Genomic DNA, 24522 nt, shown 5'->3' with positions numbered 1-24522 from the left:
GGCGCCGGGCCCCCTTCCCCCGTTCCCCGTTCCCCCGCCCCACCATGACCCCCGTGCATGGTGGCCGCTCAGCCCGCGACAGCGAACCCGGCAGCTAATCCGTCGCGATCGCGTTCAGTACGTTCATCCGGCCCGCCCGGAACGCCGGCACCAGCGCGGCGAACAGCCCCACGAAGGCCGAGCCGATGAAGACGCCGATGATCGTCGGCCAGGGGATGTCGAGGACCTTCAGGCCCTCCAGGGCGAGGAGCTTCTGGGCGGTGGCGCCCCAGCCCATGCCCAGGCCGAGCCCGAGCAGTGCGCCGAAGAGGGCGATCACCACCGACTCCATGCGGATCATCCGGCGCAGCTGCCGCCGCGAGAGGCCGATCGCCCGCATCAGGCCGATCTCCCGCGTCCGCTCCACCACCGACAGCGCCAGGGTGTTCACGACACCCAGGACCGCCACGATGATCGCGAGGGCCAGCAGGCCGTACACCATGTTCAGAAGCTGGCCGATCTGGTCCTTGAGCTCCTGCTTGTAGTCGGTCTGGTCACGGACCTGGTACTGCGGGTACGGGTCCAGGGACTTCTTCAGAGCCGCGTACGCCGTCTTCTCCTGGCCTTCCTTGGCCGCGGCGAACATGATGTCGTTCGGCGGGATCTTGTCGGCCGGGACGTACTTCTGCATCGTGTCGATGCTCATGTACCGCGAGCCCTTGTCGATGGCCACGTCGTCGTTCGTGATCGCCGCGACCTTGAGCTCGGCGGTCCGGCCGCCCTTGAAGGCGACGGTCATCGTGTCGCCGACCTTCACACCGTGCTCCTCGGCGTACAAGGAGCCGACCGACATCGCGTCCTTGCCGTACGCCGCCGACAGCTCACCGGCGGTCGTCTCGCGCCGCAGGTCACTGGCGTACGTCGGGTCCGCAGCCGTCACATCGCTGTTCTCCGTCTTGCCGTCGGGCGAGGTCAGCTTGGCCTCGACCATCTTGTAGCTGGTGACGTGCTCCAGCCCCGGCGTCGACTCGATGGCCTTCTGGGCCTGCGGCACGATCCGCTGGTTGCCCTGGACGATGAAGTCCGTGCCGACCGACTTGTCGAGCTCCTCGGTCGCGGAGGCCACCATCGAGGAGCCGACCACGGAGAGGCAGGCGACGAGCGCGAGGCCGATCATCAGGGCCGCGCCGGTGGCGCCCGTGCGCCGCGGGTTGCGCAGCGCGTTGCGCTCGGCGAGGCGTCCTACGGGGCCGAAGCCGCGCAGCAGGACCGCGCTGATGGCCCGGACCACACCGCCCGCGAGCAGCGGGCCGATGATGACGAACCCGATCAGCGAGAGCACCACACCGGCGCCCAGCATCAGCGAGCCGTCGCTCGCCGTGTCCGCGGTGCCCGCCATGTACAGGGCGGCGGCACCGGAGCCCGTGAGGACCAGGCCGATCAGACCCCGTATCCAGCCGGCCTTGCCGTCGGCCGGCGTACCGGCGTCGCGCAGCGCGGCCATCGGGGAGACCTTGCCCGCACGGCGGGCGGGCAGATAGGCGGCGAGGACCGTGACGACGATGCCGAGGAGCAGGCCGATCGCCGGGGTGGCCGCCTTCACCGTCAGGTCTGCGGTGGAGAGGTTCATGCCCGCCATCGACATGAGCTTCATGAGGCCGATCGCGATGCCGACGCCCGCGCCGACACCCAGGACCGAGCCCACGACGCCCAGCAGCAGGGCCTCGACCAGCACCGACCGGTTGACCTGCTTGCGGGACGAGCCGATCGCCCGCATCAGGCCGATCTCACGGGTGCGCTGGGCGACCAGCATCGAGAAGGTGTTGATGATCAGGAAGATGCCGACCAGGAAGGCGATTCCGGCGAAGCCGAGCATGGCGTACTTGATGACGTTCATGAACTCGCCGACGCCCTCGCGGTTCTCGTCCGAGAACTCCTTCTGCGTCTGGACCTTGTACGCCCCGGCAGCCCCCTCGGACCCCTCGGATCCGGCGAGCGTCGCGGAGACGTTCTGCTTCAGCTGCGCGTCGGTGACGCCCTGCGCGGCCGTGACGTTGATCTGCGTGAACCGGCCGGTGGCGCCGAGCAGTTCGCGCTGTGCGGTGGCGGTGTCGAAGTAGACGATGGCGGCACCGGGGTTGGTCACCTTGAAGGTGGCGATGCCGACGATCTTCGCCTTGAAGTCACCGGTGACCGCGATGGTGCGCAGTTCGTCGCCCATCTTGAGGTTGTGCTTGTCCGCGGTGTCGGCGTCGACCATCACCTCGGTCGGCCCGCGCGGGGCGTGACCGGACGTGATCTCCATCGAACGCAGGTCGTTCTTCGTCCAGTTGCCCGCGATCGTCGGAGCGCCGGTGCTGGACCCCATGTTCTTGTTGTCGCTGTTGACCACGGTCACGTTCATCGAACCGACCGCGCCCTCGGCCGACTTGACGCCGTCCGCCTTCAGCGTCTGCGCGACGGCCGACGCGGGCAGCGACTCCGGCTTGCCGTTCTGCGGGGTGTCGTCGGCCTTGGCGGCCTTCGGGGAGACCGTGACGTCGGACGCGGTCGTCGCGAAGAGCTTGTCGAAGGTCGTGTTCATCGTGTCGGTGAAGACGAGCGTCCCGCACACGAAGGCCACCGACAGCAGGACCGCCACAGCCGACAGGGCCATGCGTCCCTTGTGCGCGAAGAAGTTGCGCATCGATGTCTTGAAGACGGTCATGACGTACGTCCCCGGGCGTCGAAGTCCTTCATGCGGTCGAGGACGGTGTCGGCGGTGGGCTTGTACATCTCGTCGACGATGCGGCCGTCGGCGAGATACAGCACACGGTCCGCGTACGAGGCGGCCACCGGGTCGTGCGTGACCATCACGATGGTCTGGCCGAGCTCGTCGACCGAGCGGCGCAGGAAGCCCAGCACCTCGGCACCCGCACGCGAGTCGAGGTTTCCGGTCGGCTCGTCACCGAAGATGATCTCCGGGCGTGCGGCGAGGGCACGGGCCACGGCGACACGCTGCTGCTGGCCGCCGGAGAGCTGGTTCGGCCGGTGCTTGAGGCGGTCGGCGAGCCCGACGGTCTCCACGACCTGACGCAGCCAGCCCTTGTCCGGCTTGCGGCCGGCGATGTCCATCGGCAGCGTGATGTTCTCCAGCGCGTTCAGCGTCGGCAGCAGGTTGAACGCCTGGAAGATGAAGCCGATCCGGTCCCGGCGCAGCTGTGTGAGCTTCTTGTCCTTGAGGCCGGTGATCTGGGTCTCGTCCAGGTAGATCTGCCCGGCGGAGACGGTGTCGAGTCCGGCGAGGCAGTGCATCAGCGTGGACTTGCCGGACCCCGAGGGGCCCATGATCGCGGTGAACTGACCCCGCGCGATGTCCACGTCGACGTGGTCCAGGGCGACGACGCGGGTCTCTCCGGACCCGTACGCCTTGACGACCTGCCGCGCCCGCGCGGCAACGGCCGTACGCCCTCCAGTGCCCCCGTGCCTGGGAATGGTTACAGCCGATGTCACGGTAAGTCTCCTAAGTCGGTCAGCAGGTGAATCGTGAGAACTGCTTGCGCGATTCAGTCTCGTGGCGGGAGGTGGCCCACCGCGCTGGTGCACAGCGCAGTCTTTTGCTGGGGAAAACCCCACCCCCGAAGGTGCGGTCCGTACGAGCCTGCGAGGCCCCCGCCCACTCCCCGGACCGCCCCCAGCGGCATAAAGCCAGGCTAAGGAGCGGCCGGACCCGTCTCGTCCTCCGGCGGTACGAACCCTCCCCGAGCCGTAGTACGGAGGGCCCCCTAGGGGATCTCCACCCCTCGGTGGAGCACCTCTCAGGGACGCCTCCATCCACCGGCCCAGTCAGCGTCCACCCTCCCGCGACGTGAGGGGCAAGTGGGAAGCTGTCCTGCGGCAGATAGATGCAGGGGGAACGAATCAGGTCCCCGAAGGCTCAGGGCTCAGGGGAGGCATCCGGTGGACAGCGCGACACCCGACATAGGGAAGGCGACGGCGGACCGCCCCCAGACGCCCCGGGGCCGCCGGGCCGTCGTCGCCTCCCTCATGCTCTGCATGGGCCTCGCCGCGCTCGACTCCACCATCGTGTCGACCGCCGTCCCGCAGATCGTCGGCGATCTCGGCGGCTTCTCCGTCTTCTCGTGGCTGTTCTCCGGCTATCTGCTCGCCGTGACGGTCACGCTCCCCGTCTACGGCAAGCTCTCCGACACCTTCGGCCGCAAGCCGGTCCTGATCGCCGGCTCCATCCTCTTCCTCCTCGGCTCCCTGCTCTGCGCGGCGGCCTGGAACATGGCCGCGCTGATCGCCTTCCGCGTCGTCCAGGGCCTGGGCGGCGGCGCCCTCCAGGGCACGGTCCAGACGCTCGCCGCCGACCTCTACCCACTCGAACAACGCCCCAAGATCCAGGCCAAGTTGTCCACGGTCTGGGCCACGTCGGCGGTCGCGGGCCCGGCGCTGGGCGGGGTCCTCGCCGCGTACGCCGACTGGCGCTGGATCTTCCTCATCAACCTGCCGCTCGGCGCGGTCGCGCTCTGGCTCCTGATCCGCCACCTCCACGAGCCCAAGCGCGACCGCGACACCACCGAGCGCCCGCGCATCGACTGGGCGGGCGCGCTCACGGTCTTCGCCTGCGGCGGCGTGCTCCTGACGGCCCTGGTGCAGGGCGGGGTGGCCTGGCCCTGGCTGTCGGCGCAGTCAATCGCCTTGTTCGGTACGGGACTTGCCCTGATAGCCGTCCTCGTTCTCATCGAGCGCCGGGCCGCCGAACCGATCATCCCCGGCTGGGTCTGGCGCCGCCGCACCATCGCCGCCGTGAACCTGGCCCTGGGCGCGCTGGGCCTCCTGATGGTCGCCCCGACGGTCTTCCTCCCCACGTACGCGCAGTCCGTCCTCGGCCTGGCCCCGATCGCCGCCGGATTCGTCCTGTCCGTATGGACGTTGAGCTGGCCGGTGTCCGCCGCCCTCAGCCAGCACGTCTACCGTCGCATCGGCTTCCGCAACACCGCGATGCTCGGCATCGGCACGGCCACGCTGATCCTGCTCGCGTTCCCCTTCCTCCCGTACCCCGGCCAGGCCTGGCAGCCCACCCTCCTGATGCTGTTCCTCGGCGCGGCGCTCGGGCTCTTCCAACTCCCCCTGATCATCGGCGTCCAGTCGACCGTCGGCTGGGCCGAACGCGGCACGACCACCGCCTCCGTCCTCTTCTGCCGCCAGACCGGCCAGACCATCGGCGCCGCCCTCTTCGGCGCCGTCGCCAACGGGGTACTGGCCGCACGGCTCGACGGCGCGAGCGACCTGGACTCGGTGACACGCTCCCTCGACTCGGGTGCCCCCGCCGAGCACGTGCGCCGCGCGATCGCCGACGCCGTCCACTCCGTCTACTTCGGCGCGGCCTGCGCGGCCGGACTCGCCTTCCTGGTCCTTCTCCTGATGGCGCCCCGCCGCTTCCCGGTGATCAAAGACCCGGAGGACTGAGCCCGGACCCGGGCCGCAGGACCGACCGGCAGGCTCGGCCTCCGTCCGTACGGGCTCGGCTCGATCTCCATCCGTTACGGGCTCGACTCGGTCTCCACGCGCGCTCATGCCATGGAGACGTCATTGGCATGGCCCTGTAACAGTCCTGATGGAGGCTCATGGAGCACCTCCGGCTCACCAGCAACTCACCCCCCACGTAGCCGGGTTGGTTCGGACGATGCGCCCAGCCCACGCGTGCCGACAGGCAGGTCGCGGGCAACGGGCCGCGGGTGAGGAGACATTGATGACCCAACAAGCATCCCGCCGCAACTTCCTGAGATCCGTCGGAGTCGCGGGCGGCGCCGGAATGCTGTACTCGGCGATGGGCGCGCTGGGGCTGGCCCCGGTCCCTGAGGCACGGGCGGAGGCGTACCGGCCGCCCCGGGAGAGCGACTTCTCCCTCGCCGGGAAAGCCGGAAAGCGCGGCAAGAAGGTCCTCGTACTCGGTGGCGGCATAGCCGGCCTGGCGACCGCGTACGAGCTCGGGAAGGCCGGCTACGACTGCCGGATCCTGGAGGCGAAGGACCGCCCGGGTGGCCGCAACTGGACGGTCCGCGGCGGCAGCACGCTGACCGACCTGGACGGGCGCACCCAGACGGCGTCCTTCTCCAAGGGCCAGTACATGAACGCGGGCCCGGCCCGGCTGCCGCAGTCCCACGTCACGCTCGAGTACTGCCGTGAACTCGGCGTCCCGCTGGAGGTGTTCACCAATCAGAACGCCAACGCGTACATCTACCACGAGAACAGCGCAGCCCTGGCGGGCAAGCCGGTCCGCTGGCGCACCGCGAAGGCCGACGCGTACGGATATGTCTCCGAGCTGCTCGCCAAGGCCACCGACCAGGGCGCCCTGGACACCGAGCTCACCGCCGCCGACAAGGAGCGGCTGATCGCGTTCCTGCAGAACTTCGGGGCCATCAAGGGCAAGGCCGACGGCTTCGCCTACACGGGCTCCGACCGGCGCGGGTACTCGGTCGAGCCGGGTGCGGCCTTCGAGGAGGGCACGGTGCTCGGCCCGGTGCCATCGTTGTCGGACGTCATCGGGAGCGGCGTCGGGCAGCGCTTCTCCTTCGAGTTCGGCTACGACCAGGCCATGCTGATGTTCCAGCCGATCGGCGGGATGGACGCGATCCCGTACGCGCTGGCGAAGGCCGTCGGCGAGGACCGGATCACCTACGGCGCCAAGGCGATGGAGGTCAAGGACCTCCCCGACGGTGCCGAGGTCGTCTACAAGGACGCGACGGGCCGAACCCGCAGCCGCCGCGCCGACTTCGTCGTGGCCGCGGTCCCGCCCATGGTCATGGCCCGCATCAAGCACAACCTGGGCACGGACGTCACCGCCGCGCTGAAGTACCCCGTCGCGACCCCGGTCGGCAAGATCGGGCTCGAGTACCGCAGCCGCTGGTGGGAGACGGACGAGCACATCTACGGCGGCATCACACCGACCGACACGGACCTGGCCACCATCTGGTATCCCTCGTACGGCTACCAGGGCCGCCGCGGCACACTCATCGGCTACTACAACTTCGGCGCCAACGCCGTCGCCTACAGCGACCTGCCGCACGCGCAGCGGCTGGAGCGGGCGCTGAGCCGGGGCGTGAAGATCCACGGAGCCAAGTACCGCACCGAGCTCGACCGCTCCTTCAGCGTGGCCTGGCACCGCACGCCCGACATCGAGGCCGGCTGGGTGGGCTGGCCCTCGCAGAACGGCCCCGAGTACAAGCTGCTCAACAAGCCCGCAGGTCATGTCTACTTCGCCGGCGACTGGCTCAGCCATGTCATCGCCTGGCAGCACGGTGCGTTCACCTCGGCCCGCAAGGTCGTGACCGACATCCACGAAAGGGTGATGGCCGGATGAAGCGGCGTACGAAGGCGCGTATGAAGGCGCGTACGAAGGTCCTTATCGGTACGGCCCTGACCGGGGCGCTGCTGACCGGCTCCGCGACACTGGCCGGCGCCCAGGGCTGGTGGTCGCCCGGCCCGAAAACCGTACGGGTGATGCTGCCCGAGGGGCAGTCCAACCCGGCCATCGCGAACGGCGTGGCGATGGGCGGGGAGGTGGCCGTCTACCAGAGCAGCGGCCTCGGTCCGTCCGCGCTCAACCCCAGCGCGCCTGAGGGCACGCCCGAGCGCTACACCGACCCCGCGCTCACCGAGGGGGCCACGGGCGTCACGATCACCGAGGCCCAGGCGCTCGTCGTACTGCGCAACATCAAGACCAACCTGGAGGCGGCGGGCGTGACCCCGGCCGACGTCATCACGATGAAGGCCTACCTGATGAAGCCGCCGGGCGCCGAGATCGCCGACTACGCCGGCTGGAACCGCGCGTACCGGCAGTACTTCGCCAACATCGACCTGAAGTCGCTGCAGGTCGTCCCGGTGCCCATGGGCACCTCGGCCCCCAAGCCGCCGCTTCTCGCCAACAAGGCCCGCCCGGCGCGGGCGACGATGGAGGTCGCCTCGCTGGCCGTGAAGGGATGGCTCGTCGAGGTCGAGGTGACCGCGACGTACAAGCGGCGCTGAGCGCTCGCTGAAAATGCGGTGATGAACCTGCGGGCCACTGGGGGCTGGTCGCGCAGTTCCCCGCGCCCCTTACGGGGCGCGGTACCGCACGGACTTCACCAAGGCCGCTTGGCCACCACCCCTGAGGCCCGCCCCTGAGGCCCTGTCCGGGTCCGGTCCGCCTCGTGCAGGAGGCGGACCGCAGCCCGGCCCGTGTCTGCTGGAGCCATGGGTTTGAACAGGCGTACGGCGATGAAGGCGGGCCTCTTGTCGGCGGCGGCGTCAGCGTTGGGGCTGAACATGGGCTCGAACTCGGCGCGGGCACAAGGGACTTCCGCACCCACCACACTCACCGTCCAGGGCGAGGCGGCGGTCCGGACGAACATCCCGGTCGTCCGGGACCGCCGCGCGTCCGGCGGCAGATACCTGTCCCTGACCACCGGGAAGAGGCCCCCACGGGAGGGCTGGTACGCGACGTACGCGGTCCGCGCACCGGAGGCAGGGGTGTACGCCCTGACCGCCGTCGCCACCGCCCCGGTCGAGGTACCGCACACGGAGGCCGCGGCCTCGTACCTCCAACTCTCCCTGAATGACGGCCCGTTCAAGGAGATCGCGCGCTCCCAGCCGTACTGGTACGAGTCGAAGCCGGCCTGGGGCGACCTCTCCGTCCTCGACCTCGGCGAGCTCGAACTCCGGGACGGCGAGAACGTGTTGACGTTCCGGGTCACCGAGCCGACGGTCCTGGAGGCCGGGACGGCGTACGCGCTCGCGCTGGACCGCTTCACGCTGAAGCGCCGCAAGGGGGTGGGGCTGGGCGAGGTGTACGTAGGGGACGGGGCACCGAGCACATACAGGCACGGGGAGCCCGCGATCCTGACCCTCGAGCTCAACGGGCACGCCGACCGCGCGCACCGCGTGCGCTACACCGTCGTCGACTACTTCGGGGAACGGGTCGCGGAGGGATACGCGACGATCGGGACGGGAGAGACGACGGCGAGGGTCGCGCTCCCCCAACTCCCGCCTGGGAACTACCTGGTCGAGGCATCCAGCGGTGACGACGACACGCCAGGCACGGCGGGCGTGGCGGGCATGGCGGGCCACTTCGCCTGCTTGCCGCAACGCCCCGCCGTCACCGGTCCCGCCAACCGCTTCGGCGTCAACGTCTGGGCCACCTCCCTCGTACCCCCCTCCCGCCTGGACGCCTTCACGGCCGCGATGAAGGACATGGGCGCGGGCTGGTTACGCGACGGCCAGGCGTGGCCGGCCGCCGAGCCGACACCGAGCGCGTACGACACGGAACATCACGACCGGGTCACCCGCACGATCCGCCGCCACGGCCTCTCGCCGCTGGAGGTCGTCTCACCGGCCCCCGAGTGGGCCATGACGGAGGTCTCGCTCCCCCTCCCGGCGGACCTGCGGCACGCGTACCGCTACGCCCGCCGCCTCGCGTCCCGGCACCCGGAGGCCATCCACCTCTCCAACGAGCCCGACGTGGACACCACCAGCAGCACCGGCGACGCACACGCGGCCTTCGTGAAGGCGGCGGCCCTGGGCATCGCGGACGCGCCCCGCCCGCCGCTCGTCGTCCTGCCGGGCATCGCGCAGGCGGGCCCCTTCCAGGACCTGATGCTGGAGAACGACGTGGTGCGGTACGCGGACGTCTGGGCGTTCCACGGCTACCCGGACCCCGCCGAGCAGGGCGAACCGTCCTTCCCGGGCGCGGCGGAGGAACAGCGCGAGCTGGCCGGTCGACACGGGGCGGATGACGTGCCGCGATGGATGACGGAGTGCGGCGCGTTCTTCGCGGCACGGCCGGGTGTTGACCTGACCCCCGCACAACAAGCCGTCCAGGCCCGCTACTTGGTCCGCTCGATGGTGGAGGGGCTGGCGGCGGGGAACAGCCGGCAGTTCTGGTTCGCGGGTCCGCCGCTGCACGACGAGGGCGTGTACTTCGGGCTGCTGAGCAGGGAGTTCCAGCCGTTGCCCGCGTACAGCGCGTGCGCGGCGCTCACGTCGCTGCTGGGCGAGGCGCATTTCGTCGGACCGGTGAGCGGGTTGCCCACCGAGGCGGTCGGCTTCGACTTCGACACGGGCCGGGGTGAGTCGGTGAGGGTGCTCTGGGCGACGAAACCGGTACGGGTCCCTGTGCAGGGGGCCACCGCGTACGACGTCATGGGCAGGCGGGTGGCGAACGACGGCACCGTGACCGTCTCCAGCGACCCGGTGTACGCGGTCACGGTGGACGCCGTACGCCCCGAAGTACGCCAGGCCCCGCCCCGCCGCGGTCCGCTCTCCCCCGCCGAACACATCGTCCTCAGCCAGCGCTACTCCGCCCGGAACGCGGCCCCCAACAAGGACAACGGCGACGCCGAGCCCCCGCTGGGTTACCGCCTGTCCCGCCGCACCCGTATGTCCCTGGACATCTACAACTTCACCGAGACCTCACAGACGGTGACCGTGACAGCGCACCCCACCGGGGGTTGGTCGGCAAGGGCGAACGGCCCGACGCGGGTCGAGGTCCCACCCCAGGGCCGTACGACCCTGTCCTTCACGATCACGGCGGGCAGCGGCGTGAAGCGCCGAACCGACCACCGCCTGGAATTCACCGCGACCCTCGACGGCGACGAGGTGCCGCCGTCGGTGTCGCTGGTCCAACTCAGGTAAGCGGCCCACACTTTGGGCATTGGCACAGTGGGAAACGCGTCGGCGACTCGATCGGCGGCGCCTCGCGCACCGGCTCGTACGTCACCTTCGGGCCCCAGGTCCGTCCGCTGTCCCGGGAGACCCTGAGGGTGATGTACGGACCGGGGACCTTCTCGTCGGTCGCTTCCATCGTTGCCGCCTTTCACTCTCTGTGCTGATCAGGACACAGACTGGCGTCACCGTGGGTACGCTCGACAGATAGCGGAGCGTGACAAGCAAACCTGCACGTACGGGAGTTGCACATATGGCGATCGAGGACAATCCGCAGTCTCGGGTGAAGTACGGCGAAGAACTGCGGCGGCTCCGGGAGGCGGCGGGGCTCACGCAGGAAGAGCTGAGCCAGCGGGCGGTGATGTCGCGCACGCATATCGCCCACATTGAGGCGGGGCGGAGACGGCCGGACGTGGATGATGCACGGCGGCTGGATCAGGTGCTGGAGACGGGTGGGTTCTTCGTGCGGTTCCTGCCGACACTGGACGGCAGGAAAGTGGCGGAACACTTCAAGGAGGCGCTGGAGTTCGAGGGCAAGGCGACGGTGATCAAGGAGTACGCCCCGACCCTGGTGCCAGGCATCTTGCAGACCAAGGCATACGCGTACGAGGTGCTCAGTTCCGCCTATCCGCGCACGAGCGACGAGGAGCGCGACAAACTCCTGGCCACCCGGCTTGAACGAGCCCGGATTCTCGACAACTTCCACTCGCCAGAGGTCTACGCGATGCTCGACGAGGCAGTGCTACGACGTGTCGTCGGCGAGCCCGAGGTGATGTGCGAACAGCTCTGTCACATTGTGGAGTTGAGCGAGAACCGTCGTATCCGCGTGCACGTACTCCCCTTCTCCGCAGGTGCGCACCCTCTACAGGAGGGTTTCCTCTCGCTCATGTGGTTCGCGGAACTGCCGCCCATCGCGTATGCGGAGGGAGTGAACAGCGGGCGGATCCTGGAGCTTCCGTCGGTGGTGCGCGATTGCCAGGAGATCTACGATCATGTGCTGGGCGACGCCCTGTCGCACCGTAAATCCCTGGACCTCCTCAGGGCCGTCGCGGAGGATTACGAGCATGAAGCGCAACGAGCACAGCATCCCTGACGCCTCAGTGCTGACCTCCTGGCGCAAGTCCACCTACAGCGGCGGAAGCAGCGGCTCCTGCCTCGAAGTGAACGACACCGCCCTCCCCACCCGCATCCCCGTCCGCGACAGCAAGAACCCGGCCGGCCCCGCCATCACCTTCTCCGCCCCCGCCTGGACGGCCTTCATCGCCACCCTCGCCCGACGGGCATAACGGAAACAAAAGTGCGACAGGCGTAAACAGGGTTAACGCGGGTAACACCCGAGGTCAGCGAAGTAAGCGCATACCGACCAGACAGTTTGCCGAAACGCTTCCGAATCCCGACTACCTCCGAGTAGCGTGCGTCGCTCACCCCCCGCTCCCTGCGGTCCGCCACCGGGCCCGAGCCACGCAAGGAGAACCGGGATGTCCTACGACCGGTCCCAGTCGTACCCAGTTCCGCCGCACGTTCCGCCACACCTGCCGTCACACATTCCGCCGCACAACTCGTCGCCGTCCTACCCGACGTACCCCTGGGCGCCACAAGACCCGCCGGAGCCCGAACCGACCAGACAGCCCCACCGCCACCGTCACACCGCCCTCGGCCACCACAGCGACATCCGAGTCCTGCGCACCGCGTACCGCTGGCAGCGGCGCGTGGCGACGCTGACCGCGCTCGGCTACTTCACGCTCTTCCTCATCCTGTCCGCGGCCGCGCCGTCGTTCATGACGAGCGAGGTGACCGAAGGCCTGACGCTCGGACTGCTGCTGGGCCTGATCCAGGTCCCCGTCACCTGCGTGGCGATCGCGCTGTACGAGTACACGGCCCGCCGGGGCGTGGACCCGATCGCCGAACGGATAAGGAAACAGACCGAGCTGGACGCCAAGCGGGCGGAGTCCGGCCGATGACCGGGTTCAGCAGTTCCGCCCAGGCGATGTCACTCGTGGCGTTCACCGTCGTGGCCACCATCACCCTGCTGCTCTGCGTGATGACCGGTCCCGACCGGGACGACCTGGACGAGTTCTACACGGGGTACAGCTCGCTCTCCCCCATGCGCAACGGCCTTGCCATCGCGGGCGACTACATCTCCGCGGCGACCGTGCTGGGCACGAGCGGCGTGATCGCGCTCTTCGGATACGACGGCGTCGTACTGGCCCTCAGCACCGCCCTCTCCCTCATGCTGCTGATGTTCCTGCTGGCCGAACCGCTGCGGAACGCGGGCCGGTTCACCATGGGCGACGCGCTCGCACGGCGGATGCCGGGGCGGGCGGTACGGATCACGGCGTGCGTGGTGACACTGGCCGCGCTGATGCCGATCATGCTGGTCCAACTCGCGGGCACGGGCGACCTGTTGGCGTTCATCCTCGGGTTCTCGAGCGACGGCCTGAAGACGGCCTGCATCATCGGGCTCGGCGCGCTGATGATCAGCTACGCGGCGATCGGCGGCATGAAGGGCACCGCGCTCATCCAGATCCTGAAGATCGTGATGCTGCTCGGCTCGGGCGCCGTCATCGCCGTACTCATCCTGAACAAGTTCGGCTGGAACCTCGGCGGCCTGTTCAACGATGCGGCGGGTGCCAGCGGAGCGGGGACCGCGTTCCTGAACTCGGGTCTGCAGTTCGCGGGCGGGCCCAGCCCCCGCCTGGACATGATCAGTTCGGAACTGACGGTCGTGCTCGGCGGGGCGTGCCTGCCGCACATCACCATGCGCATGTACACGGCGGGCAGCGCCCGTGAGGTGCGGCGGTCGATGTCCTGGGCGGTGCCGGCCGTGGCGCTGTTCGTACTGATCATCACGGTCGTCGGGTTCGGGGCGACGGCGTTGATCGGGCGCGAGGCGATCGCGACGGCGGACCCGCAGGGGAACACGGCGTATCTGCTGGGCGCACGGGCAGCGTTCGGGACGGACGTCTCGACGGCCGAGACGCTGCTGTTCACGACCGTCACGGCGGCGATCTTCCTCACGGTGCTCGCGTCGGTCGCCGGGATGATTCTGGCCTGCGCCAACTCCCTTGCGCATGACGTGTTCGCGCACGGCAAGAAGCAGTTGTCGGCGCGGCGGGAGATGACGCTGGCGCGGGCGTCCGCGGCGGCCGTCGGTATCCCGGCGATCCTGCTGGCGACGCTCGTTCAGCACCACAGCCTGCAGCCGCTGGTGACGTTGTCGTTCTGCCTCGGTGCCTCGGCGATAGCGCCCGCGCTGGTGTTCAGCCTCTTCTGGCGCCGGTACACGCGGGCCGGGCTCATGTGCACGCTCATCGGGGGTTCGGTCGGCACGCTCATTCTGATGACCGGTACGAATCTCGTCTCCGGGTCGCCGATTTCCGCCTTTCCCGACCATGACTTCACGTGGTTCCCCTTCACCACGACCGGGCTCGTCTCCATTCCGCTCGGCTTCGCCCTCGGGTGGCTGGGCACGGTGGCCTCCGGCCGGAGGGCGTCGGAGGAGCAGCGGAAGCAGTACGAGGCTGTGGAGGGGTGGATTCTTGCGGGGGCGGTGCGTCGGGGGAACTAGTTGGTGGGACTAGGGGGAGGGGTGGTTGGGTCGGTGTGTTGGCTGCGGGTTGTCGTGGGTTGATCGCGCCCACGCGGCGGAGCCGCAAATGTCACAGCCCCGCGCCCCTGACGGGGCCGACCCGAACCCGGGGCGGTTACTCCGCTGTTGCTCTTCCCGTCAACGTGGTGAGGCTGCTTCGTACGTGGTCCATGTGGGCGCGTACGGTGTCCCATTCCTCGCCGTGTTCGCGGAGGATCCGTTCCGTTTCGCGGGCGGTGCGGTCCTCGTGGAGGTGGGCCTCGGCCAGGAGTTCGGCGGCGCGGGCCTCGGCGTCCTCCTGGAGGTGGCGGGTGGACTCGTGGGCCTCGGCGAGGGCCCGTTCGGCCTCGGCCAGGTCCGCTTCCGCGCCGGCCAGCCGCTCGCCGTGACGGGCGTCGAGCGCGGCCTCCCGGTCGGCGGCCTCGCGCTCGGCCTTCTCCCAGCGCTCGGCGTGTTCCTTCTCCTGCTCGGCGAGGAGCGTCTCGCTGCGCCGCCGCGTCTCGCGCAGCGCGGCGAGCGCCTCACCGCGGTTCTCCTTCACGTCGCGCCGCGCGGCGACCCGCATCTCGTCTGCCTCGGCCTGCGCGGCGAGCAGCCGGTGCCGGGCCCGCTCCTCGGCCTCGCCACGCACCGCGTCGGCGTCCGCCCGAGCGGCCTCGCGCACCTCCCTGGCCGCCTCCTCGGCCTCCTCCACGACGCGCTGCGCCTCGTCCCGCGCGTCCTCCCGCACGGCCGAGGCCTCCTCCTCACCCAGCTCGAAGATCCGCCGGGCACGTTCGCCGAGCGACTCGTACGTCTGCGGAGGGAGCGCGGCCACCAGCTCGGCCAGCCGCCCTGCCTCCGCCTCCATCTCCTTGGCCAGTACGGTCAGGCGGGCGGCTCGTTCCCACGCGGCGTCGCGGTCCTGTGAGAGTTCCGCGGCGTACGCGTCCACTTGCTCGGGACGGTAACCGCGGCCTCGTACAGCCATGAAGCCATGAGGCGACACCGATGCGCCCGATGCGCTGCTCATCCTCGAATCCCCTCTTCGGCGGCGTACAGCATGATGTGTCGCACATCCTGGTAGATCAGACGGAAGTGTTCATAATGCGACACTCCGCCTGTTCGGCGACACTCCGCCTGTTCAGCAAGGGGTCGGACGACAAAAGTGCCGGGCCCGGTCGATCGGCCGGGCCCGGCACTTCGCAGAAAGGCGATGTCAGAGCAAGCCGTCCCACATCTGCTCCAGCAGCACCGACCACCAGCTCTCCGGCGACCCGAGGGCCGCCGGGTCGATGGCGGCCAACTGCGCCTGGAAGTCGACGGTCCAGCGCCCCGCCTGCTCCTGGTTGAGCCCGAAGCGAAGACGCCACATACGGCCCAGCAGGGCGAGGCAGCGCGCGAACTCGGGCAGCCCCGTGTTCACGAACTGCGGCGGTACGGGAGCACCGCCCGGCCCCGCCTCCACGGGCACGGCGACGATGTTCGCCGTGCCGTACTGGACACAGATCGCCTTGCCGAAGTCACTGCCCATGACGAGGTACGAACCCGCGTCGGCGGCCGGCTGGACACCGCGCTCCTGCGCCAGTTCGGCGAGCGTCGGCACCGGACGGCCCGGCTGGGCCTGCGCCCAGAAGAACGGGTTCATGTCGACGGGCAGTCCGGCCACCACCAGGGTGTGCGCCACGATCGGCGGTACGCCCTGCCGCGACACGGCCGCCTGGTCGAACCGGAACAGCCCCGGCCCGAACACCGCCGCCAGCTCCTGCCCGATCGCCTCCGGCGGAATCGGCGGCGCCGGCTGCACCGGCGGCAACGGCGCCCGTACGGGCCCCGGCCTGGCCGGACCGTCCGCGACCTGGTGCAACTCGCCCTGGTGTGCGAGCAGTTGGGCCATGCCCTGCTGACGGCTCGCGTGATCCGTGCCGTACGAGGCGATGCTCGTGATGCGTGCCTGCGGCCAGCTCTCCCGGATCATCCGCGCGCAGTACGCACCCGGCAGCTCGCAGGACTCCAGCTCCGTGTGCAGCTCCAGCACCTGCTGCGGCGGCACGTTCATGGCGCGCAGCTCGTGCAGGATCTGCCACTCCGGGTGCGGAGTGCCCGGCGCGGACCGCCGGATCAGCTGCTGCTCGCTTCCGTCCTGGGCGCGGTAGCGGAGGACCGCCTGGTAGCCGGGGCCGACCGTCGGCTGACCCTGCTGGGGGTAGCCGTAGGCCGGGGGCTGCTGCCCGGGCACCGGCCCGCCCGGGAAGGGCTGCTGGCCGGGCATGGGCTGAGGGGCGGGGGGCGGCGGCATGCCGGGGGCACCGGGCGGCATACCGGGAGCCCCGGGTGCCGGATGCGGCGGGGGCGTGCCGGGGCCGGCTCCCGGAGGACCGGCCAGCATGGTCTCGGCGTGGTGAACGGGGCCGGGACCACCCGGAGCGCCGGGAGCACCCGGAGTACCGGGCGCGCCCGGAGGCTGCGGGGCGCCGGGGCCGCCGACCGAGGGGCCGGACAGCATGGTCGCCGCATGGTGGACGCCACCCGCGGGCGTACCGCTCGGCGGGTTCGGGGCACCGGGAGCACCCGGAGCGCCAGGAGGCTGCGGGGCGCCAGGCGCACCCGGAGTACCAGGCGCACCCGGCGGCTTGGGCGCGCCGGGCTGGCTCGGGTCGGCCAGCATGGTCGCGGCATGGTGCACACCACCGGGAGGCGTACCGCCCGGGGAGTTGGGAGCCCCCGGCGGCTGCGGCGCACCGGGCCCACCGGCCTGACCAGGTCCACCAGGCTGACCAGGCGCGCCAGGCTGCCCGGGAGCGTTCGGGCCCGCGGGCCGCTCCGGCCCCCTCGGCCCCTCCGGCCCATCGGCACCGAGCTGCGAGACGAGCTGAGTCGGTACGTATCCACCCGCCGGGGTCCCCGGCGCACCGGGCCCGGAAGCGGGAGCCGCACCGCCCGGCCGCGCACCCGGCGTTCCGGGCGCACCCGGCGGAGGCGGCGTACCGGGTGCCCCCGCACCGCGCGCACCTCGCGGCGGAGCCTGCGCCTTGCTGGTCGCGGCGTCGGCGATGTCACCGGCGTTGGGCGGCAGCGGCCGCCCGGGCGCACCCGAACCGGCAGGCGGCTGCGGCGGGTTGGGCGCGGCGGGCGGCTGCGGGGCGCCCTGCGGATGGCCGTACGAGGAGGGCGCACCGGGAGCACTCGGAGGCGGCGTACCGGCACCGGGCCCCTGCGGATAGCCGTACGACGAGGGCGCGCCGGGCGGCGGCGTACCAGGAGCTCCAGGAGCCCCAGGCACACCCGGCCCCTGAGGCGCGGTGCCCTGCGCACCCGAACCCTGCGGGAACGAGGGCGGGTTCGGCTCGTCCACCGCGGGCGAGACAGCCGTACGCGGCAGCTGACTGCCGCCCGAGATCAGCTTGGTCTGGGCTTCGGGGGGCGTCTCGGACGCCGGCGGCTGCGTACCACCGTCGTCGACCTCCCTGATCTGCGGCGCGTACACCGTCGCGGGCAACGGCACCGAACGGTCGTCGCCCGTCTCGGCGTTGGTGTCGGTCCCGGCCCACGGAGTCGCGTCGGCGGGCACACCCGAACCACCGGAAGCCTCGCCACCGGCGGCAGGCCAGGGCGTACCCCCACCGGGCGCGGAAGGAGCCCCGGGCCCGGACGGCGCCCCTGCATCGGCCGCGGGCCCCGGCAAGGTCTCAGGAAGCGAACCCCGGCCCCCAGCAGCCCCATTGGCAGCACTGGCGGCGTCGGCTGAAGGAGCCGCTTCACCAGCAGCCGCAGCGGCAGCGGGACGAGACCCTGCCCCGTCCGAAGCCCCGCCGCCGGAGCCCCGTTCCCTGCGGTCGGGAATCCCCATCCGATCCGCCGCTTCCTGGAGCCACTCCGGTGGAGTCAGCAGGAACGACGTCTGATTGAGGTCGACGCGCGCGGGAGGCGCGGGCGCGGGTTCGGGCGCCGCGTCCGGAAGCCCGTACTCCTCCTCGTACCGGCGGATCACCTCGCCCACGGGCAGCGAGGGCCAGAGCGTGGCCTCCCCGCTGTCGCGGGCGATGACGAGCCGCTGCGCGCCCCCGTCGGACCGAGGGCCATCGGCCCGGTCCTCGGCCCACACCACGAACCCGAGGTCGAACTCCCGCACCCGCACCTCGCGGTGCTGATAACCGGGCACATCCCCGTTGATCCACTCTTCCGCGCGCTCCTGCGCCTGCGCGAAGGTCACCATCGGAAGCTCACTCCCCCACCGAAGACACTGCGGACACCGGCACCGACCGAGCGAAGCCGCCGTCCACCATCAGGTTCGCCACCGTCTCCAGCTCGGGCGGATTGCCCGCGAGCCGGGACAGGAACTGGTCGAAGTCGTCACCGCAGGGCAACAGCAGCCGTTGCACACGCTCCGCAGGCGGCCACATGTCCTGATCACGGGCGTCGTCGTACGCGCAGAACCACACGGACCCGATCCGCTCACCCTTGACCTTCACGGCGAGCAGCCCGCCCTGCACGAAGCCGACTCCCAAGTAGTCCTTGGTGAGATGGTCCCGCAGGCACTTGTTGACGTAGACGAGGTCATTGACGGCGGCCTCGTCCCGCACGGTGAAGAACGGCTGATCGACCAACAGCCCCAACTCGGCGTCCAGCGCGGCCCCGACCGGGGCACACCCACCGGCGGCCTTCAGGAAGGACCGGTACGCCCCCGGCAGCCGATACCCGAGATCCTCTTCAACGCCCAGCACCTGCTGCTCACTCACGGCGACGACAGCCTTCGTCAACCCGAAGTGCGCGGGCCGGGTCTCCTGCAGCGGCCGGGTCCCCCGCTTGTTCTGATCGACGGCGGCGGTGGCCAGCCCACCGTGATGCCGCAGCAGGGCCTTCACCTCGACGGGCACGAGCTCGAGCCGCCGCGTGCCCGGCACGTGGTGCCAGGTCCACCCGTGCGGAGTGGCAACAGCCGGAATGGTGTCCCACAGGTCATGCCCCGAGGCAGCCATGGCCGCATTGGCGGACACGTAGTCCGTCAGTCTCAGCTCATCGACACCGAACCCCTCGGGCGGCTCGGCGATCTCCGCGGCAGCCCGCGCATAGGCAGAGAAGTCGGGGTAGCCGTGCTCGTCGACCCGTACACCTCTCGGGTGACGAGCCGCCCGGACCGGATCCGGGAATTGCACGACCTGCCCGGCGTAGGCCGCGTTCGGCGGCGCGGCTTGCTGCCCGAGCCGACCTGTCGTCATGGCGGTTGCCCCCTGCGGCGCTCTGTCTGGATGGACCCTGATGGATCGCGGGATATCGACAGCCTATGCGGTTGAACGACACCGGTCACCGGGCCTCCGGTTCCGTACCGGCCAAGGGTCCTCCGGTTCCGTGACCTGCCGTCATCGCGCCGTGACGGTACGACGAAGACCGTGCGTGTCGCACCGCCCCAGCTTCCGCACCAGCCACGGAGTTTGGCACTCTGTCCGAGCACCGGGGGATGCAGTAAGGGGAGGAACAGGACAATGAGCGCGACACAGACAGGTAGGTCCGGGGACCCCAGGGTCGGCTGGAGCAGCAACGAGACGACGCACGTCCCCACCCTCCTCCACCGCCGCGACGGCATACTCCCCACCATCGCCGCAGCTCTCTCCGTACGAGGCGCGACACTCACCGGCACGGCGGGCCGCGGCGACCAGCCGCCATCCCTGCACCCACTCGTCCGGGACTTCCTCGACACACTGACGAGCGGCCAGCGCGACCGCTTCACCGGCCGCTGCGCCGAAGTGATCCTCATCTCCCGCCACCTCACCGCGGTCGACGCGGCCCGCTCCAAGCGGTCCGCACGCAAACCGATGACCAACGGCGAAGCCCGCAAATCCCTCAGACAGGCCAAACTCACCGCCCGCCGCATCCGAGAGGACGGCGACCCGCTCCACGGCAGCTTCGCGCCACCCTGCCGCTCCTGCACAGCACTCAGCGCCCACTTCGGCGTACGCATCGTCGACCCGACTGCACCGGAGAAGTAACAGGGCCTTCACGAAGGCCGCTCGAAGAAGCAAGCCGTAACCACAACGGCAGCTCAGACCGATGGCGAAGGGCAGATGCACACCGACCGCACCCCCAGCTCCCCCTCCAGCACCCGCTTCTCCGTCGCGGTCGACTCGGCGCTCCGCTCCGCCGGATGGCAGCCGGGCCGCTGGGACATAAAGCGGGCCGAGTTCTGGGCCGACGCCCTACGCGGCCACGAGTCCCCGGCCGGCCACCGCCACGCCGTGTTCCCGGCGGCGGTAGAGGCATGGGCGGAGTTCGGCGGCCTCCACATCCCCACCACGGCCCCCGGCCGCCAGATCGCCCCGTCCCCCCTCCACCTGGACCCCCTCCACGGCCTCCACATGGCCCGCACCCTCGCCGACCTCGGCCGGGCCCTGGACACCGAAGTGGCCCCCCTCGGCGAGGAATCCGACACCAAAGCCCTCCTGGCCATCGACGCGGAGGGCCGCGTCTACACCCTCGACCACACAGGCGACTGGTACCTGGGCCCCACCATCGACCAGGCCCTGACCACCCTCATAGCAGGCCTGGAACCCCCACGCCTGACAGCGAGCTGACCCCTCGGGCACCCCCACGAGCCCGCAGCCGCGCACGAACGCAGCCCGGACCCCCACGGACCCGCAGCCGCGACGAAACGCGTCCCGGACCCCCAACGGATTTACGGCCGAGCCCCCACGAACCCGCAGCCGCGATCGAACGCGGGTCGGGGCCGTGCCGGTATGTCATGCCCGTCGCATACAGCTCCCGCAATCAACGCTCCCCTTCCCCTCCCACGGCCGTACGCCCGAGAGCGACGGGCAGACGTACCGGCACGGCCCCGACCCACTCCCACAAACCGCAGGCGCCCGGCCTCGACCAGCCCTCGACCACCCCTCCGCTAACCCTCCGCCGGAATAACGGCCGAAACCCGAAACCCACCCGCATCCGTAGGCCCGGACACAAACACCCCACCCAGCCCGACAACCCGCTCCTTCATCCCCACCAGCCCATTCCCCCCACTGGGCAACCGCGCATCCGAAGCAGCCCCAGGCTCAGGCGGCGCCCCGTTCTCCACCTGCATGGCGATCTCACCCCCACGATGCGCAACCCGCACCCGCGTCTTCGCCCCCGCCGCATGCTTGTGGACGTTCGTCAACGCCTCCTGCACCACGCGATAAGCGGTCTGCTCCACCACAGCCGCGTACCCCCGCGCCTCCCCCTCCACGGACAGATCGACAACCATCCCCGCGGCAGCGGACTGCCCGACAAGCTCCTCCAGATCGTCAAGACAGGGCCCGTCCCCCGCCTCCTCCTCAACGACCTGAGACGCCTCAGCAGCCGCGGCCGCAGCCGCCGCGACCCCCACCGCCGCCAACGGCACAGCCTGCACCCGCACCGACGAAGCCCCCGTACGCAAAACCCCGAGCATCTCCCGCAACTCGGTCAACGCCTGCCGCCCCATGTCCCCCACAAGCGACGCGTTCTTCACGGCCTTCTCGGGATCCTTCCGAGCCACGGCCTGCAACGCGGCCGCATGCACGACCATCAGACTCACCCGATGCGCGACAACGTCGTGCATCTCACGAGCGATCCGGGTCCGCTCCTCGTTACGCGCCCACTCCGCCCGCTCCTCGGCCCGCTCGGCCAGCAGCTGCAACTCCCGCTCCAGCGAATCGGCCCGCTCCCGCAAGCTCTCCATGAGCCGCCGCCGAGCCCCGATGTACAACCCGAGAAGCACGGGCGGCGCGGTCATCCCCAGCGAGGTCGTTATAGACAGGAACGGCACAAACCAGTCCCCCACCCCCGCCAGGTCGCCACTCACATTCCCCTGTTGGGCCCGCACGTACGTGACGATGAGCATCCCCACCATCGACATACCGGCCAGCGCCCCGATGATCCGCCGTGGCAACTCTGACGCGGCCAGCGTGTACAGCCCGACGAGCCCCATCAGGAACCCCATCTGGGCAGGCGTGATGGCGATGGAAACCAGCACAACAGCGATCGGCCACCGCCGCCGGATCAGCAGTACGGACCCGGCAACAGCCCCGAAGACCATCCCCGCGGGAATCGGCACCCCCGCCGCCTCCGCGAACGGATACCCCTCGATCGCACACTCCACGGCGGACACCAGCGCCAGGCTCCCGTCGAGCACCGCACTGCGCCACCTCGCCCACCACCACGGCCCGGTCAGGGTCGCGGTGTGGTCTTCCCCCGTCGTGGTCATGCCTCCAGCCTACGGTCGCCCCCCGCCCCTTTTCCGGTGAGTTTCGCGTACTGGCCTACACCACTCACCGTAATCGAACAGATGCGAAACCGGCCGGTATCCCCCAAACCCCGGAACGATCGCCGAGCCACTCTCGAACCACACGCACGAACCCCGTCCGCCACCCGCACGAACCACACGCACGAACCCCGTCCGCCACCCGCACAAGCCACCCGCACGTGCCACCGACCGCACACACCACAGGAAGGCCACCCCGTACCGTCGAAGTACCGTCGCGTCGAAGGCACCTGGTACGGCATAGTGTTGGGTGCCTGCTCGGCAAACCGGCCAAGGTCCGGTCCGGCCGCGCATGATCCCCCGTGGTGTAATTGGCAGCACTGTGGCTTTTGGTGCCATCTGTCCGGGTTCGAGTCCTGGCGGGGGAGCCCATTCCATGCGGACACCCGAATCGGGCCCTGACAGCACTGTCGGGGCCCGCTCTCATGTCCCTCCTGAAACGCCCCGGTATCCTGCGGATGTCCCCACCCCTCCAAAGCCGAAGGGCATCCCCGTGAGCGCCAACCGCCCGGCAGCCGTCGTCGTTCTTGCAGCGGGTGAGGGCACCCGTATGAAGTCGGCCACACCGAAGGTCCTGCACGACATCTGTGGCCGTTCTCTCGTCGGTCATGTACTCGCCGCCGCACGCGAGTTGGAGCCCGAGCATCTGGTCGTCGTCGTGGGCCACGCCCGCGAGAAGGTCACCGCGCACCTCGCCGAGACCGCTCCGGGCGTACGGACGGCGGTGCAGGCCGAGCAGAACGGGACCGGGCACGCCGTGCGGATGGGCCTCGAAGAGCTGGGCGGCACCATCGACGGGACCGTCGTGGTCGTCTGCGGTGACACCCCCCTCCTCAGCGGCGAGACCCTCCAGAGACTCGCCGCGACCCACACCGCCGACGGCAACGCCGTCACCGTCCTGACCGCCGAGGTCCCGGACGCCACCGGCTACGGCCGCATCGTCCGCGACAACGTCTCGGGTGCCGTGACCGCGATCGTCGAGCACAAGGACGCCTCCGAGTCGCAGCGCGCGATCCGTGAGATCAACTCCGGTGTCTTCGCGTTCGACGGGCAGCTGCTCGCGGACGCCCTCGGCAAGGTCCGTACGGACAACAGCCAGGGCGAGGAGTACCTGACGGACGTGCTCGGCATCCTGCGGGAGGCCGGGCACCGGGTCGGGGCGTCCGTCGCGGGCGACCACCGCGAGATCGCCGGCATCAACAACCGCGTGCAGCTGGCGGAAGCCCGCCGCATCCTCAACGACCGGCTGCTCGATCAGGCCATGCTCGCCGGCGTCACCGTCGTCGACCCGGCCTCGACCTGGATCGACGTCACCGTCACCTTCGAGCAGGACGCGATCGTCCACCCGGGCACCCAGCTCGAGGGCAGCACGCATCTGGCCGAGGGCTCGGAGGTCGGCCCCAACTCCCGCCTGAAGGACACCAGGGTGGGCGCGAGCGCGAGGATCGACAACACGGTCGCCGACGGCGCCGAGGTCGGCCCCCAGGCGAACGTGGGCCCGTACGCGTATCTCCGTCCCGGCACCCGCCTCGGACTGAAGGCCAAGGTGGGTACGTACGTGGAGACGAAGAACGCCTCGATCGGCGAGGGCACGAAGGTCCCGCATCTCTCGTACGTCGGTGACGCGACGATCGGCGACTACACGAACATCGGCGCGGCGAGCGTCTTCGTGAACTACGACGGCGAGACCAAGCACCACACCACGGTCGGCTCGCACTGCAAGACGGGTTCGGACAACATGTTTGTGGCGCCTGTCACGGTCGGGGACGGTGCGTACACCGCGGCGGGCTCCGTGATCACGAAGGACGTACCGCCCGGTTCGCTGGCCGTGGCCCGCGGCCAGCAGCGGAATATCGAGGGTTGGGTGGCCCGGAAGCGTCCGGGGAGCGCCGCCGCGAAGGCCGCGGAGGCCGCCACCCGGGAGCCGGACGGCGAAGGCTGACCGGAAAGCGGCGCGTCCAACTCGGCGTACCGTGATAGATGCACACCCGCACACCCAGCTGAGACCACTCTGAGA

17 protein-coding genes and 1 tRNA gene are annotated in these 24522 nt (G+C 70.3%); 12 read left to right on the top strand and 6 right to left on the bottom strand.

All coding sequences use genetic code 11. The annotated features are described in order from the left end of the window. Positions 1–94: 94 nt before the first annotated feature. Together GAS53_RS47635 and GAS53_RS47630 are read right to left on the bottom strand one after the other, a co-directional pair. Positions 95–2686, bottom strand: coding sequence for an ABC transporter permease (locus GAS53_RS47635; protein ID WP_151484033.1), 2592 nt, complete (start codon positions 2684–2686; stop codon positions 95–97). Then, positions 2683–3471 (bottom strand): ABC transporter ATP-binding protein, encoded by a 789-nt coding sequence (locus tag GAS53_RS47630; RefSeq protein WP_151484032.1) that lies wholly within the window; start codon positions 3469–3471, stop codon positions 2683–2685. The genes GAS53_RS47635 and GAS53_RS47630 overlap by 4 nt, the downstream gene beginning before the upstream one ends. Before the next feature lie 468 nt (positions 3472–3939). On the opposite strand from GAS53_RS47630, the gene GAS53_RS47625 reads away from it, so the two are divergent. The 8 genes from GAS53_RS47625 (at position 3940) to GAS53_RS47590 (ending at position 14233) form a co-directional block, all read left to right on the top strand. Then, positions 3940–5433: an MFS transporter gene (locus GAS53_RS47625; RefSeq protein WP_225859559.1), complete on the top strand. Its 1494-nt coding sequence runs from the start codon at positions 3940–3942 to the stop codon at positions 5431–5433. Between the two features lie 283 nt (positions 5434–5716). Then, the gene (locus GAS53_RS47620; protein WP_151484031.1) at positions 5717–7327 is read left to right on the top strand and encodes a flavin monoamine oxidase family protein; all 1611 of its coding nucleotides are present in this window, start codon (positions 5717–5719) and stop codon (positions 7325–7327) included. After that, on the top strand, positions 7324–7992 hold the full coding sequence (locus GAS53_RS47615) for a Rid family hydrolase (protein ID WP_225859558.1): 669 nt from the start codon (positions 7324–7326) through the stop codon (positions 7990–7992). The genes GAS53_RS47620 and GAS53_RS47615 overlap by 4 nt, the downstream gene beginning before the upstream one ends. Positions 7993–8199: 207 nt before the next feature. Continuing rightward, positions 8200–10635 carry a hypothetical protein gene (locus tag GAS53_RS47610; protein WP_151484030.1) on the top strand — a complete coding sequence of 812 codons (2436 nt, stop codon included), beginning with the start codon at positions 8200–8202 and terminating at the stop codon, positions 10633–10635. 283 nt (positions 10636–10918) lie between these two features. After that, complete coding sequence (locus tag GAS53_RS47605; protein ID WP_151484029.1) at positions 10919–11758, top strand: helix-turn-helix domain-containing protein; 840 nt, start codon at positions 10919–10921, stop codon at positions 11756–11758. Then, entirely contained in the window at positions 11730–11951 is a 222-nt protein-coding gene (locus tag GAS53_RS47600) for a DUF397 domain-containing protein (RefSeq protein WP_151484028.1), read from the top strand. Before GAS53_RS47605 ends, GAS53_RS47600 begins: the two co-directional genes overlap by 29 nt. 192 nt (positions 11952–12143) lie before the next feature. Next, on the top strand, positions 12144–12626 hold the full coding sequence (locus GAS53_RS47595; protein WP_151484027.1) for a DUF485 domain-containing protein: 483 nt from the start codon (positions 12144–12146) through the stop codon (positions 12624–12626). Then, entirely contained in the window at positions 12623–14233 is a 1611-nt protein-coding gene (locus tag GAS53_RS47590; RefSeq protein ID WP_151484026.1) for a sodium/solute symporter, read from the top strand. Before GAS53_RS47595 ends, GAS53_RS47590 begins: the two co-directional genes overlap by 4 nt. A 136-nt stretch (positions 14234–14369) precedes the next feature. On the opposite strand, the gene GAS53_RS47585 is transcribed toward GAS53_RS47590, so the two are convergent. From GAS53_RS47585 to GAS53_RS47575, 3 genes are all read right to left on the bottom strand, one after another. Further along, a complete protein-coding gene (locus GAS53_RS47585; RefSeq protein ID WP_151484025.1) occupies positions 14370–15224 on the bottom strand; it encodes a cellulose-binding protein in 855 nt (284 codons plus the stop codon). A gap of 228 nt (positions 15225–15452) precedes the next feature. After that, a complete protein-coding gene (locus GAS53_RS47580) occupies positions 15453–18449 on the bottom strand; it encodes an SUKH-4 family immunity protein (RefSeq protein WP_151484024.1) in 2997 nt (998 codons plus the stop codon). A gap of 7 nt (positions 18450–18456) precedes the next feature. Further along, the gene (locus GAS53_RS47575) at positions 18457–19452 is read right to left on the bottom strand and encodes an SMI1/KNR4 family protein (RefSeq protein WP_151484023.1); all 996 of its coding nucleotides are present in this window, start codon (positions 19450–19452) and stop codon (positions 18457–18459) included. Between the two features lie 264 nt (positions 19453–19716). Between GAS53_RS47575 and GAS53_RS47570 the strand changes: the two genes are divergently transcribed. Together GAS53_RS47570 and GAS53_RS47565 are read left to right on the top strand one after the other, a co-directional pair. Beyond that, a complete protein-coding gene (locus tag GAS53_RS47570; protein ID WP_151484022.1) occupies positions 19717–20220 on the top strand; it encodes a YwqJ-related putative deaminase in 504 nt (167 codons plus the stop codon). 75 nt (positions 20221–20295) lie between these two features. Beyond that, complete coding sequence (locus tag GAS53_RS47565) at positions 20296–20802, top strand: SUKH-3 domain-containing protein (RefSeq protein ID WP_151484021.1); 507 nt, start codon at positions 20296–20298, stop codon at positions 20800–20802. A 320-nt stretch (positions 20803–21122) separates the two neighbouring features. Here GAS53_RS47565 and GAS53_RS47560 read toward each other — a convergent pair whose 3' ends face one another. Continuing rightward, positions 21123–22448: a sensor histidine kinase gene (locus GAS53_RS47560; RefSeq protein ID WP_151484020.1), complete on the bottom strand. Its 1326-nt coding sequence runs from the start codon at positions 22446–22448 to the stop codon at positions 21123–21125. 353 nt (positions 22449–22801) lie between these two features. Between GAS53_RS47560 and GAS53_RS47555 the strand changes: the two genes are divergently transcribed. After that, positions 22802–22873, top strand: a tRNA-Gln gene (locus tag GAS53_RS47555). Between the two features lie 125 nt (positions 22874–22998). Beyond that, positions 22999–24447 (top strand): bifunctional UDP-N-acetylglucosamine diphosphorylase/glucosamine-1-phosphate N-acetyltransferase GlmU, encoded by a 1449-nt coding sequence (gene glmU, locus GAS53_RS47550; RefSeq protein ID WP_151484019.1) that lies wholly within the window; start codon positions 22999–23001, stop codon positions 24445–24447. Positions 24448–24522 lie beyond the last annotated feature (75 nt).

Source organism: Streptomyces albicerus (assembly GCF_008905045.1).
GTDB lineage: Bacteria > Actinomycetota > Actinomycetes > Streptomycetales > Streptomycetaceae > Streptomyces > Streptomyces albicerus.
Note: the sequence above shows the minus strand (reverse complement) of the source record. Positions and strands in the feature narration are given on the sequence as shown.

What these genes read in the sequence shown, in the direction of transcription:
- GAS53_RS47635 (WP_151484033.1), bottom strand. Translation starts at nt 2,686, where the DNA reads ATGACCGTCTTCAAGACATCGATGCGCAACTTCTTCGCGCACAAGGGA.
- GAS53_RS47620 (WP_151484031.1), top strand. Translation starts at nt 5,717, where the DNA reads ATGACCCAACAAGCATCCCGCCGCAACTTCCTGAGATCCGTCGGAGTC.
- GAS53_RS47615 (WP_225859558.1), top strand. Translation starts at nt 7,324, where the DNA reads ATGAAGCGGCGTACGAAGGCGCGTATGAAGGCGCGTACGAAGGTCCTT.
- GAS53_RS47610 (WP_151484030.1), top strand. Translation starts at nt 8,200, where the DNA reads ATGGGTTTGAACAGGCGTACGGCGATGAAGGCGGGCCTCTTGTCGGCG.
- GAS53_RS47605 (WP_151484029.1), top strand. Translation starts at nt 10,919, where the DNA reads ATGGCGATCGAGGACAATCCGCAGTCTCGGGTGAAGTACGGCGAAGAA.
- GAS53_RS47600 (WP_151484028.1), top strand. Translation starts at nt 11,730, where the DNA reads ATGAAGCGCAACGAGCACAGCATCCCTGACGCCTCAGTGCTGACCTCC.
- GAS53_RS47595 (WP_151484027.1), top strand. Translation starts at nt 12,144, where the DNA reads ATGTCCTACGACCGGTCCCAGTCGTACCCAGTTCCGCCGCACGTTCCG.
- GAS53_RS47590 (WP_151484026.1), top strand. Translation starts at nt 12,623, where the DNA reads ATGACCGGGTTCAGCAGTTCCGCCCAGGCGATGTCACTCGTGGCGTTC.
- GAS53_RS47585 (WP_151484025.1), bottom strand. Translation starts at nt 15,224, where the DNA reads ATGGCTGTACGAGGCCGCGGTTACCGTCCCGAGCAAGTGGACGCGTAC.
- GAS53_RS47580 (WP_151484024.1), bottom strand. Translation starts at nt 18,449, where the DNA reads ATGGTGACCTTCGCGCAGGCGCAGGAGCGCGCGGAAGAGTGGATCAAC.
- GAS53_RS47575 (WP_151484023.1), bottom strand. Translation starts at nt 19,452, where the DNA reads ATGACGACAGGTCGGCTCGGGCAGCAAGCCGCGCCGCCGAACGCGGCC.
- GAS53_RS47570 (WP_151484022.1), top strand. Translation starts at nt 19,717, where the DNA reads ATGAGCGCGACACAGACAGGTAGGTCCGGGGACCCCAGGGTCGGCTGG.
- GAS53_RS47565 (WP_151484021.1), top strand. Translation starts at nt 20,296, where the DNA reads ATGCACACCGACCGCACCCCCAGCTCCCCCTCCAGCACCCGCTTCTCC.
- GAS53_RS47560 (WP_151484020.1), bottom strand. Translation starts at nt 22,448, where the DNA reads ATGACCACGACGGGGGAAGACCACACCGCGACCCTGACCGGGCCGTGG.